The sequence below is a fragment of the Verrucomicrobiota bacterium genome, from assembly GCA_019247695.1.
Taxonomy (GTDB): domain Bacteria; phylum Verrucomicrobiota; class Verrucomicrobiia; order Chthoniobacterales; family JAFAMB01; genus JAFBAP01.
In genome coordinates this window covers 20,782-32,258 of the sequence record JAFBAP010000001.1, presented here as the reverse complement: position 1 = coordinate 32,258, position 11,477 = coordinate 20,782, and the positions used below count along the sequence as shown (strand labels likewise).

Below are 11,477 nucleotides of genomic sequence, written 5' to 3'. Positions count from 1 at the left end.
AGCGGCGGCTTACCTGCTCCGCGCAGCCGATGACTGAGCGGGTGTCGAGTAGAGATCGGGGTTCGGGGTTCGGGGTTCGGGGTTCGGGGTTCGGGGTTCGGGGTTCGGGGTTCGGGGTTCGGGGTTCGGGGTTCGGGGTTCGGGGTTCGGAGTTCGGAGTTCGGAGTTCGGAGTTCGGAGTTCGGAGCGCCATCATGGGCACCGCCTGCCAGTGTCAAGTCCAGTGTTTGGACTTTTTTCTGCGTTCTCTGCGTGTTCTGCGGATTATTCTGTCTTCCCACCGTGTGAACGTGACCCTCGCGGGAGATCGGACCCGGTTCGACGACGCCTCCGAGCTCCGAATCCCGAACTCCGAACTCTTTCCCCCTCTTCCCGCCGTGTTCGCCGTGGCCCGCCGTGTTCGCCGTGTGAATTCTTACGTTGTGCCCGCCGTGTGACCGTGTGACCGTTTACCCGCGCGTTTCGGCCACGATGGCCGCAACGCCTTTCTGATTCTGCAGCAGCGGCCCGACGTTCCAAAGGATAAAGCCTCCTTCTCCCCGAGGCCTGATCGCGCGTTCCAGTTCCAATTGCCGCCCGATCTCACTTGCAGGCCAGCCGTATCCCGGACCGAGTCGCTCCAGGGCGATGCTGGGAAGGATGGGAATGCCATGCGGGTTCACCTCAGGACTTCGCCACCAGCGCAAGAGCGACGAGTAACTCTGCGGACCCCCGTCGCGCCAGTAAAGTTGGGGCGATAGATAATCCACCCAGCCCTTCCGGAGCCATTTCACCGGATCCGCGTAGAGATCCCGGTACTGGTCTAGATCTGCCGTCACGCCGGCGGGTCGCCCGGGCGTGTAAATTCCGAACGGGCTCACGCCAAAGGACGCTTGCGGTCTCGCCGATTTGACTGCGGCACGCAAGTCCTCGATCAGCGCATCGACATTTGCTCGCCGCCACGACGCCACGTCCAGAGAACCCCCGCGGGCAAGGTAGCGCATGTAGCTGGTGCGATCAGGGAACGTGCCGCGCGCGTAACCCCTGCCCGGGTACGGATAGAAGTAATCGTCCAGAACGACCCCGGCGACGCCGTAATTGCTTACCAGGTCGCGAACGACCCTCGCGAGGTATTCCCGGACCTCCGCGTCCCCGGGGTCGAGCCAGAGCGCATTTCCAACCCGGCGCACACTGGCGCGCAGGGTCGTGGTCTCATGCATGGCAGACCGTGGGGCGGCGGCGTTGGCTGCCGCGCGGTACGGATTAATCCAGGCGTGGATGGCGATCCCGTGTTTCCGGCCCTCCCTGATGAAAGTCTCCAGCGGATCATAACCCGGGTCCGTCCCTTGCGTTCCCGTCAGGTACCGGCTCCACGGTTCCAGGTGTGAATCGTAAAGGGCGTCCCCTTCCGGCCGGACTTGCACCATCAGCGCGTTGAGGCCTGCCCGCTCGGCTCCTTGAACAATCGCACGAATCTCTTCCCGCTGTACCTCCGAGGGTAGACCCGGCCGGGACGGAAAATTCAGGTTATAAACCGACGCTACCCAGGCCGCACGGAATTCCTCGCCCTGTGCAGAAACAGCCCACCAGAAAAGGGCGCAGCCGGCCAGCCGCCAAACCCGGGGAAAAAACATGGCGCGCATCATAACCGAGTGCGCCCATTTTGGAAAGAGGGGACCTCAGCACGGTGCGGGTTCGCCTCGAGTTCGGACCGCCAGCGGGAACGGGGGCATCACCCGACGATCCACAAGGGTGGGTGCACAAGCAGATTGATGCGGTGTAACCACCGGACGCGCTGGTAACCGCCTTCAGTGGCGATCAGCGCCGCCAAGGGTGCACCTTGGGCCGCGTCCAGCGGCACGCCATCAATCGACCACCCCAGCAAAAAAGGATGCGATCGCAGGTGATCGATGGAAACCAACCCCACGTGCGGTTCGCGCCGGTCCGCCGGTACGGAACTGCAGGCTCCGATGAATTCCACGTAACCGGATGGGTGGCTGACCCCGGCGTAATCCAACACGTCGTCGGTCCGGCAACCGCGCCACGTGGCCGGGCGCCTTTGCCCGGAAACTCCTCCGTCGCCCTGCACCACGACCTCGTGTTCCGTGAAATTCAGACGTAAAGCTTCGAGCGAAAACTGCGTCGTGCGGCTGACCATCCCTGCGACGGTCAACCGGTACTGCGCGAGGTTTACCGCCGGGGGTTCGCCCGGTTCTTGAGAGAAGAACTCGGGCAGCCTCCGGCTCACTTGCCGGATGCGAGACCTCTCCGGAGCAGGGAAGGTCGACGCCGGTCCAGGGAGAAAAACAAAATCTGAGCGGGTGTTGGTCAGTCCACTCACGTTGCCGCGAATGCCCACCAAATCAGTCGGGTCAAGCATACTCCGTGCGCTGCAGCACGAATCATTCCATGTCCACCCAAGCCCCGCTCAGTCCACCGGTGCCCGCCAGCTCAGCCCGGCGTGCTCACGAATTTGATCGCACCCTGTTCCCGCTGCAAAAACTCTTCCGACAATGCGCGATAAGCCGTCGCGCCAACCCCGTTCGGCTCATATTCAATGATCGGTTGCCCGAAACTCGGCGCTTCACCGAGGCGGATCGACCGCGGAATGATGGTTTGAAACACCACGTCGGCAAAGTGTTGCCGGACTTCATTGAGCACCTGCTGGCTGAGATTGGTGCGCGCGTCGTACATCGTCATGATGATGCCGCCGATCGTAAGGTTCGAGTTTACCCCCCGAATCTGTTCCACGACCTGTACGATCTTGGACAGCCCTTCTAACGCGAAGTATTCGCACTGTAGAGGAATCAGCACCTTATCGGCTGCCGCGAGCGCATTCGTCATCAAAATGCCCAGAGACGGCGGGCAGTCCAGAAACGCGTAATCAAACGGCGCGGTTGGAATGTAACTGCGCAGGATATCGCGCAGGCGGGTGAGGTGGTCATCCAGGCGCGCCACCTCAATCTCGGCACCGGCCAGATCCAGGCTTGCCGGAATCATGAAAAGCCGCTCAAACCGGGTCGGCACAATTTCAGCCGTGACCTCCGCTTGGCCGATCAGCGGTTCATACAGGCTCCTGCCGTCCGTTCCATCCACCCCCAACGCGCTGGTCGCGTTGCCTTGCGGATCAAGGTCAATCAGGAGCACCCGTTTGCCCCTGTCAGCCAGGCAGGCGGAAAGGTTAACCGCGGTCGTGGTTTTTCCCACGCCGCCTTTCTGATTGGCAACGGCGAGCAACTTCATCGGAAAATGCAATCTTGTTCTGCATCTCGCCCGAGAAGTCGAGCCCTGCAATCAAGGAAGAGTGCCGGGTGTCGGGTGTCGGGTAAGAGATGCGCTATATCCGTCGTGTGCCCCTTGATCTGTGTAACCTGTGGATGTTTCCTCTTTTCTGCGTTCTCTGCGTGTTCTGCGGATAATGCTGCCTTCCCGCCCTGTGACGCGACACTCGACACCCGACCCCCGACCCCCGACACTCGTTTCTCCTTTTGTGGCATTCCGATGGCGGACATTATCATTACGGAGCGGTTATTGATGGACGCGGGCGGCTGGCCCGCGATGAAACACGCACGCGCCCTCTTTCAGGTGGGGCGCGTAACCGCCGCCGACTACCGGCCGCCGCTCCTGCAGGGGAGGGTGCGCGACGGTGAAACCGAGTACCGCTGCGGGCTGAAAATCCGGACCCCGACCGATATTGAAAACCTCTGTTCCTGCCGGCAATCACGAGATTACGGGGCGATCTGCGCCCACTCACTGGCGGTTGGGCTTGCGTGGATAAAGCCGAAGGCCTCGCCGGCAGGTCAGGCGCCCGCGTCGGCCCGAAGGGAAGGTTCCGTTACTCAACCGGCCGCCATCGGGCCTGAGTTGGTGACCGGCGGCGACGCGCCGGGCATTGAACTGCACGTGGTCATGGCCCCTAATTTTCTGGCGGCCTGGTCGCGTGACCAGGTCACGCTCGGGTTCGAAATCGTCCAAGCGGGGCGCCGCATTCTGGCCAGCGCGCTGCCGGTTGCAGGCAGGTTCCGTTGTTCACCCGAGGAGCAAAGACTTCTTGAGGCCGGGCGGCCCTTCACGGACGGCCGGCTCCCAGGGATGCTTTCGGTCTCGCGCGACCAGTTTCTGAAGTTGCTCCCATTGATGACCGGGTTTCCCCGTGTGACCTTGGGCCGGCGGGAATCGTTAAGCGTGTCCGGCCAGGCGGTCCGCCCGGAGTTGAGCGTCCGGGCGGAACCCGACCGAGCGTTGAATATCACCGTGCGGACGGATGATGGCGCACTGCTCGTCGGGTCCGAGAGCGCGTGGCTCTACCGTGGACAAAGTTTTTTCCCGATCGCCCCCGGTCTGCCTCCCGCTTATCTGCCTTTGCTGGCCGGGCCGATCCGCATGAAATCAGACCAGGCCACGGCCTTTATGCAGAAAGAACTGCCGGCCTTGCAGGCGTATTTTCAGGTGCCGGCGATCGCGTTGCCGGGGAGTGCGGACCCCGGCGTCCCGAAGGTGTTCGCCACCTTCGAGGGCTCGCTGAACCATCTTACCGCCAAACTCCAGTTCCAGTATGGCAAACGGCTCGTTACCTTCGGCGTCACGTCTCCGGGCGAAACGTTCGTCTACGCAACTCAGGACGGCGACCGGTCCCGAAACTTGCCGTTTGAACGGCGCTCGGCCGAGCGCTTGCGGGCCGCCGGCTTTCAGGGCCCCGACGGAAACGGCGACTTCGTTCTGAGGACCGAACGGTTGATCGTCGATTTTTTTGCCCGGGACTTGCCTCGCCTCGAAGGCGAATGGCAGGTCTCCGTCGGCAGCCGTTTTCAGCATGTCAGCCGCAACCTGGAGCGCGTGTCCCCTCGGCTCGACATCATCGGTTCGGGTGAGGATTGGTTTGAATTTTCGTTCTCACTGGAATCGAGCCGGGGCGACCGGTTCTCTGCGGCTGAGGTGCAGCGCCTGTTGCAGCTTGGGCAAAGCGCGACCAGCCTCGGGAACGGGCGCACCGCGGTATTTAACCGCGACACCCTGGAAGAAATCCAGGCCGTCCTGACCGATTGCCATCCGGATCAGGTCCAGCCCGGCCGCTACCGGATACACCGAAGCCAGGCCGCGTTCCTTGACGCCACCTTCCGGGAGATAGCCGGAGGGAAGGTGGAAGGAAGCTCTGCCTGGGACCGCTGGACGGCTCAGCAACGGCAGTTGGCGCCGTTGCAACCCGTCGACCTCGGACCCCTGGACGCTGTGCTTCGCGAATACCAAAAACACGGCGTCGCGTGGATGGATTTTATCCGGCGCAATGAACTCGGAGGCATTCTCGCGGACGAAATGGGCCTTGGAAAAACGGTGCAGGCTCTGGCTTTCCTCACCACGTTGCCCGCTCCCTCCCTGGTCGTTTGCCCGGCGTCACTTTTGTTTAACTGGCAGCGAGAGGCGCAACGGTTTGCGCCCGCGTTGAAGGTCCTCGCCATTGAAGGCCCGGATCGCGCCGAAAAGTTCCGGCAGATCCCGCGGCATGATCTGGTTCTGACCAGTTACCCGCTCCTCCGGCGTGATATCAGCCTGTACCGGCCGATCGAATTCCACGCCCTCATCCTCGATGAGGCCAATCACATCAAAAACCCGGACACGCAAAACGCGCAGGCGGCGGTGGCGCTTCGAGGGCGCTACCGGTTCGTCCTTACAGGCACACCGGTGGAGAATTCAGTCCGTGACCTCTGGTCGATCATGAACTTTGTGCTCCCGGGTTACCTGGGCACCCGCGAGGACTTTCGCGAGCGTTACGAGTTGCCGGTCGCGCGCGGCTCCGCCGGGGAGAGCATGCGCCTGGCGAAACGGCTTCGCCCGGTGATGCTGAGACGGTTGAAACGGGACGTCGTCAAGGAACTGCCCGGCAAAATCGAGCAGGTCGCCTTCTGCGAACTCACCGGCGCTCAACGGGAACTCTACGACAAGCTGCACCGGGAAGGCCGCAAGAAGCTCGAGGGCTTCGGTTCCGACGCACGGCCTCAGGCTCGCATCGCCATGCTCACGGCGCTCCTTCGGTTGCGTCAGGCCTGTTGCGACCTTCGCCTGCTTGCCCCCGCTGAGTCCGCCAGATCCGCCAAGGTAGACCTGATGATGGAACTGCTCGAGGAGGCCATCGACGGTGGTCATCGGGTGCTCGTCTTCAGCCAGTTTGTTTCGATGCTGAAACTGCTGCGCCAGGAACTGGAAGCTCGTGACATCCGGTTCGGCTACCTGGACGGTGCAACCAGGGAACGCGCGGCCGAGGTCGACCGTTTCCAGAACTCCGGCGAGATCCCCGTATTTCTGATCAGCCTGAAGGCCGGCGGTGTCGGCCTCAATTTGGCCGCCGCAGATACCGTCTTCCACTTCGATCCTTGGTGGAATCCGGCCGTGGAGGACCAGGCGACCGACCGCGCGCACCGGATCGGACAGACCCGGGTCGTCACCGCTTACAAGCTCATCGCGCGCGACACGGTCGAGGAAAAAATCCTCCGTCTCCAGGAGAAGAAACGCGCCGTGATCGAGGCAACGGTGGAAAGCGAGGAACCGCTCATGACGGCTTTGACGATGGAAGAGATCGCGGGCCTGCTCAGCTGAAGCGCCTTTCGCGAAGCATCGCTGGTCCCCCTCGCCACGGCCAGCGCACCGCGCATTGCCATTTGAAAATCAGAATTTTGGTAATGCCCGGTATTTATGATAGCGTCAGGGTATCGAACCGGATAATAGATGATTTGAGGCATGCAAGGCAGGATTTCTAAGGATTCGGGAGTTCGCTTGTCCGACCTCCTACAGTTTCTCGGCCAGACCCGGCAGACGGGCTGTTTGATGCTGACGTCCGGCGAGCTCAACGCGCGTATCAACCTGCAGTTTGGCCAGGTGCTCAACGCGCGGTTTCGAGATTGGGTCGATGAAGTCGCGCTGGCAGCCATCATGGGGGTGGCATCCTGGAACTTCGAGCTTGATCCCCAGGTTCGGAACTCGGAAGTCCGTATCCAGACGCCGCTGCATACCTTGCTCCTGAGATGCTCGGTCTACGCCGATGAAGGGGCAGATGAATTCGACCTTACTCCGCGTTACCTGCCCTTCAACTTTGACCGCCAATCCGACCCGCCTCCCGGCGCTAACCTGGAGTTCCTGCGCTTCGAAGTGGATTTTCTTGGACAGCGCGTCGATCGGCTCTGCCAGGTGTTGAATCGGTCTCGGCCGAATACGATTGCTTTTGTGGAAGGCACGCAAGGTATTGCCTACCGCCTGCAGGACGAACGCATCCAGGGCGTCATCGGGATCAACACGCACGACATCACGGCGCTGCTGGAGAAATTGGATGAGGTTACCTGAGACGGTTTTCCCTTCAGACCTGGACCGCCTCGCGGCCGAACCCGGCGTGCTGTGGGTTGCATTTGTCACCCCGACCGAGACGATCTACCGGCCGGAGGACAGCGCAGAGCACATTCCCCGGCAGTTTTACAGCGCGCTGCTGGACCTCTGGGATGCCTACGCCGTCGTTAATCGAACCCCGCGCATGCTGTATTTGCGGTTCGCCCACGAAGAGCTGCTTATCCTGCTTGCCGGCGCGCTGTTTCTGGTCCTGAAGCTCCGGTCCGGCGCAAACCTTTCCCATATCCCCCAGCGCGCCTCGGCGGCCTTGTTGCGCCAGAAACTGTAATCGGTTCCCGGCCGCTTTCATTGCGCCCAAGACGGACTGACGCCGCACCTTTGGGGGCGGCGTCAGGCGCGGTCCTCGTCAGGGTAACCCCGTCGCCGGGCGGGCTCCCCGGCATTTCTCCAGGTATGCCCCCCGGCCGAAAACCTTTTCGCCGGCCTGCTAGACGAAGCTCGTGTCGTCGCCGCTGCTGCCGCCGCCATCGTCGAAGGTGTCGTCAACGGTATCAAGGTTAGCGTCTTGACCCGGGTCGTAATCGACGTTTTGATCGGCCACCCCGCCTTGATCGCCCGGATCGAGATCCTGGACGGTCTGCGCGCTCTGCGGGTCCTCGTTGATGTAATAGTTGTTCGTGACCTCCGTGTTCTGAACGTCGCCGGGCAGAAATCCTCCCTGGTCGCCCGCGCCCATTACCGACCCGAACGGTCCGGCGTGGTGGCCGATCAGGTTCTCAATCCCCTGAAACACCAGGGCACCGCCCGCCACGCCCGCCGCGGTCGATAATGCGCCTTTGAGAAAACTTCCGCCTGCTCCCGGTTGTAAATTGGTCGTCGACGGGTAAGCGGTAGGGGGTGGTGGTGCGTACTGGGCGGGCGGCGGAGCGTAAGCCGGACGGGGCGCCGCGGGTTGGGCCTGCGGAGCGGGCGGAGGGGTTGGTTCGTCATGCCGTCCACCTCCGAATAGCCCGGATAAGAACCCGCCGCCATGCGACGCCTTCTGGTTCTGTTGCGCCGCGGCAACCTGCTTTTCCAGGTCGGCGATACGGGCCTGCGCATTCGTCACGGCGTGCTCCAGTACGAGGACGGATTGCACAAGCAGGTACGGCGCCGACGGGCCCTCCGCGACTTTCTGGCGGATAAGAGCTTCCGCTTCAGAATCCTTCGGCGCCGTGTCGGCCTTGCGTAAGCGATCAAATAAACTTGAGATCAGGTTTTGTTCTTCCGGGGTCATGTTTTTACCTCCAAGCTACGGTAACGAATGCCAATTCTCGCCCCATTGCAACGACGGCCGCCTGTGTTTCTGTGAATGGCGTCGCCTGCCTTCGGATGCGAAGGGCTGCCCGATGCTGATTGCCTTGAACACCGGCGCCGGTATCAGGGTGGCTGACCGGGGCGGGAGAGACAAGTTGGACGGGCGCTGCACCTTCTATGGAAATGTTGACATTACCACCTTTTCTGGAAAACGCTTTACCGTCAAGCGTCCGGTAATCCATCCGCATGAGTGAACTCAGCCCCTTGCCGGTTACGGCCAACGCTACAACCCACCCCGCCTCCGCACGCGGGCCGGTGCCGGGCGTCAGTTCGGCGCCGCAAACCCGCCGTTCTCCCGGCCGCCGGGTCGACGCCGTCGCGATCTGGGCCGCGCTCCTGCTGATTGCTGCCCTTTACCTGGGCTGTATCGGTGTGCCGCGGCTCTTTGACCAGATCGACGGCCAGTATGCGGGTGCGGCCCGGGAGATGGTGGCGCGCGGCGACCTGCTTGTGCCCACTCAGGATGGCGTGCCGCGCCTTCAGAAGCCGCCCTTATTCTACTGGCTGGAAATAGCCTCGTTTAAGGCGTTCGGAATAAACGAGTTTGCCGCCCGATTGCCCCTGGCGCTCTCGGTGCTTGGCTGGTTCGCGATGACGGGGCTGTTTGCGTGGCGTATCACGGGCCGCGCGCTGGCGGGACCGGTTGCCGCCCTGGTCCTGGCCACCTTTGCCGGCACATTTTTCTTTACCCACCTCGTCATGCCTGAGCCGGTGCTTGCACTGATGATGTCGCTCACGATCTGGGCCCTGTGGTCGGCAGAAATCACCGGCTCGCCCCGCCGGCGTTCCGTCTGGCTGACGGCGGCCTGGCTTTTTATGGCATGCGGATCCCTGGCGAAGGGCTTGCACGCGTTGCTCTTCCCGGCCTTCGCTTACGCGATGGTGGCGTGGGTCGTCCCCCGGCGCCGGCTCGCCTGCAAACGCTTTCTTGCGTTCTGGCCCGGCTGGATCCTCTTTTTGGCCCTGGTTTTGCCCTGGTACGTCATGGTGGAGGCGCGTTATCCCGGCTTTCTGAAAGAACATTTTTGGAACGAGCAATTTGGTCACGTGTTCAACCGCCGCTGGCCGCCCGACACCGACCGGGTACCGCTTGCGGTGTTCTGGGTGGAACACCTCGGCCTGCTCTTCCCCTGGACGGCGTTCCTGCCGCTGGTCATGCCGCGATTTGTCGCAATGTGCAGGAACTGGCGCGACCAGGCGGCGAAGCCGGCCGGATTTTTGGGGGCTTGGTTCATCATCAACGCGGTGACGATTCTGTTCTCGAGCATCCAGGATTATTACTTGCTCGTTTCATGGCCGGCCCTGGCGGTCGGCGTGGCCACCGTCTTCAGCGGTTGGGAAGGGCGGCGCCGGCGTCAGGCGGCCTGGAGCGGGGTGGCATTGATCGCTTCAGGCACCGCTGCCCTGGCTGGGGCGTTCCTGGCCCGCCAGGCAATCGACGGCAACCCGGCCGGTGAGGCCAGGGCTGAGATCCACCTGATTGACGCCCTCGGCTGCATGGCCGGTCACGGCGGCCTGTTTCTGACCTTGCTGGTCACCGTCGCCGCCGCCCTGCTGGCGGCCGGCACCGCCGTCCTGGTTTGTGCCCGGTTCCAACGTCCGGTCCTCGCCGCCGCGGCCGTCGGACTAAGCGCGGCGACGTTCCTGGTTTGCGGCGCCGTGGCGCTTCCACGCACCGAGGACCTGTTTTCCTCCTGGCGGATCGCAGACTTTCTGAACCATGCCAATCCCGCGGACGCTCAAATAGCCAGCGAAAGCGAGTGCAACGACTACACCAGCCTGTTTTTTTACCTTCCGCACCGTGTCTGCTGGGTAAACGCCAATCCTGCGATCGAATTTGCAACCCGCGTTCATGGGATCGGCAAAGACCTTTACCTCACCGAAGACCAGTTGGCGCACGCCTGGAAACAGCCATCCCGGGTTTTCCTTATCACCGTAAAACAGAACCTGCCCAAATGGCAGGACCGCCTGGCCGGTTCCGGAAGCGGTGCGTACGTCGTGCTGGAGTGCGGCGCGCGCGTCGTGCTTACCAACCAGCTTCAGTCGCAGTACCGCCGCTGAGCACCACCACGCTCCGGCGTTCGGGTTACGTCATTAAGTTAACCCGCGCGGTAATGAATGCTCACCGTCCGGTAAACGTCGTTGTTCCGCTGCGCCGAATAGAAGATCAGCTGGATGCTGCTCGATGCCTGCTGCCACCGATACCCTACGACCGTCTCCATGATGTCGCCTTCGGGTTTCTTGTCTCGTGCCAGCACGATCGGAGGCCCGTATTTGGCTTCCAACCGCTTGCGCGCGCTGTTCAGGAACTCCTCGTAGGCGACCAAGTCCCATTCCGGGTGCTCGTACTGCAGTTCCACCTCCACCAGGGTTTTGGCCGAGCCGAAATAAATGATCGCCCGCCGCAAAGCCGGTTGAATTAACCCCTCGATCGTCCACGTGTCCCGGCCGTTAACCACCGCCCGATCCACAACGCGGGCTTGGGCCCGGCTGACTAGCTGTTGGATGGCTTGCTCCGTCTCACCCCAGTAAAAGCCGAACGGCGGGTTGATCTGTTGGGGAGCAAAATTCTGGGCGGCAACTCGGCCCGCGAGCCAGATTGTTAGCACGAGAATCCACGGCATGCACAAGCGCATAAACGACAGCGGGTCAGCAGGGAGTGTCGGGTGTCCGGCCCCGGGTGTCGAGTTCGGAGTTCGGTCACACGGCGGGCACAACGACTGAGTTCACACGGCGAACACGGCGAGCCACGGCGAACACGGCGGGAAGAAGGGGAAGGGGAAAGAGTTCGGAGTTCGGAGTTCGGAGTT

General features: G+C 62.3%; 9 protein-coding genes. 4 read left to right on the top strand and 5 right to left on the bottom strand.

The window, feature by feature from the left end; all coding sequences use genetic code 11:
- Positions 1–449: 449 nt before the first annotated feature.
- The 3 genes from JO015_00135 to JO015_00125 all read right to left on the bottom strand — a co-directional run bounded on the left by JO015_00135 (position 450) and on the right by JO015_00125 (position 3,222).
- Positions 450–1,613 carry a family 10 glycosylhydrolase gene (locus JO015_00135; protein MBV9997499.1) on the bottom strand — a complete coding sequence of 388 codons (1,164 nt, stop codon included), beginning with the start codon at positions 1,611–1,613 and terminating at the stop codon, positions 450–452.
- A 98-nt stretch (positions 1,614–1,711) separates the two neighbouring features.
- Positions 1,712–2,359 (bottom strand): molybdopterin-dependent oxidoreductase, encoded by a 648-nt coding sequence (locus JO015_00130; GenBank protein MBV9997498.1) that lies wholly within the window; start codon positions 2,357–2,359, stop codon positions 1,712–1,714.
- Positions 2,360–2,430: 71 nt separating this feature from the next.
- Positions 2,431–3,222, bottom strand: a complete 792-nt coding sequence (locus tag JO015_00125) for a ParA family protein (protein ID MBV9997497.1) — start codon at positions 3,220–3,222, stop codon at positions 2,431–2,433.
- 258 nt (positions 3,223–3,480) lie between these two features.
- Here JO015_00125 and JO015_00120 point away from each other — a divergent pair, with 258 nt between their 5' ends.
- The 3 genes from JO015_00120 (at position 3,481) to JO015_00110 (ending at position 7,639) form a co-directional block, all read left to right on the top strand.
- Complete coding sequence (locus JO015_00120) at positions 3,481–6,570, top strand: SNF2 helicase associated domain-containing protein (protein MBV9997496.1); 3,090 nt, start codon at positions 3,481–3,483, stop codon at positions 6,568–6,570.
- Between the two features lie 141 nt (positions 6,571–6,711).
- On the top strand, positions 6,712–7,311 hold the full coding sequence (locus JO015_00115) for a DUF4388 domain-containing protein (GenBank protein ID MBV9997495.1): 600 nt from the start codon (positions 6,712–6,714) through the stop codon (positions 7,309–7,311).
- Entirely contained in the window at positions 7,298–7,639 is a 342-nt protein-coding gene (locus JO015_00110; GenBank protein MBV9997494.1) for a hypothetical protein, read from the top strand. Before JO015_00115 ends, JO015_00110 begins: the two co-directional genes overlap by 14 nt.
- 159 nt (positions 7,640–7,798) lie before the next feature.
- Here JO015_00110 and JO015_00105 read toward each other — a convergent pair whose 3' ends face one another.
- Positions 7,799–8,587 carry a DUF2076 domain-containing protein gene (locus tag JO015_00105; protein ID MBV9997493.1) on the bottom strand — a complete coding sequence of 263 codons (789 nt, stop codon included), beginning with the start codon at positions 8,585–8,587 and terminating at the stop codon, positions 7,799–7,801.
- Positions 8,588–8,853: 266 nt separating this feature from the next.
- Between JO015_00105 and JO015_00100 the strand changes: the two genes are divergently transcribed.
- Positions 8,854–10,728 carry a phospholipid carrier-dependent glycosyltransferase gene (locus JO015_00100; GenBank protein ID MBV9997492.1) on the top strand — a complete coding sequence of 625 codons (1,875 nt, stop codon included), beginning with the start codon at positions 8,854–8,856 and terminating at the stop codon, positions 10,726–10,728.
- Between the two features lie 38 nt (positions 10,729–10,766).
- On the opposite strand, the gene JO015_00095 is transcribed toward JO015_00100, so the two are convergent.
- Entirely contained in the window at positions 10,767–11,303 is a 537-nt protein-coding gene (locus JO015_00095) for a hypothetical protein (GenBank protein ID MBV9997491.1), read from the bottom strand.
- Between the last annotated feature and the right edge of the window lie 174 nt (positions 11,304–11,477).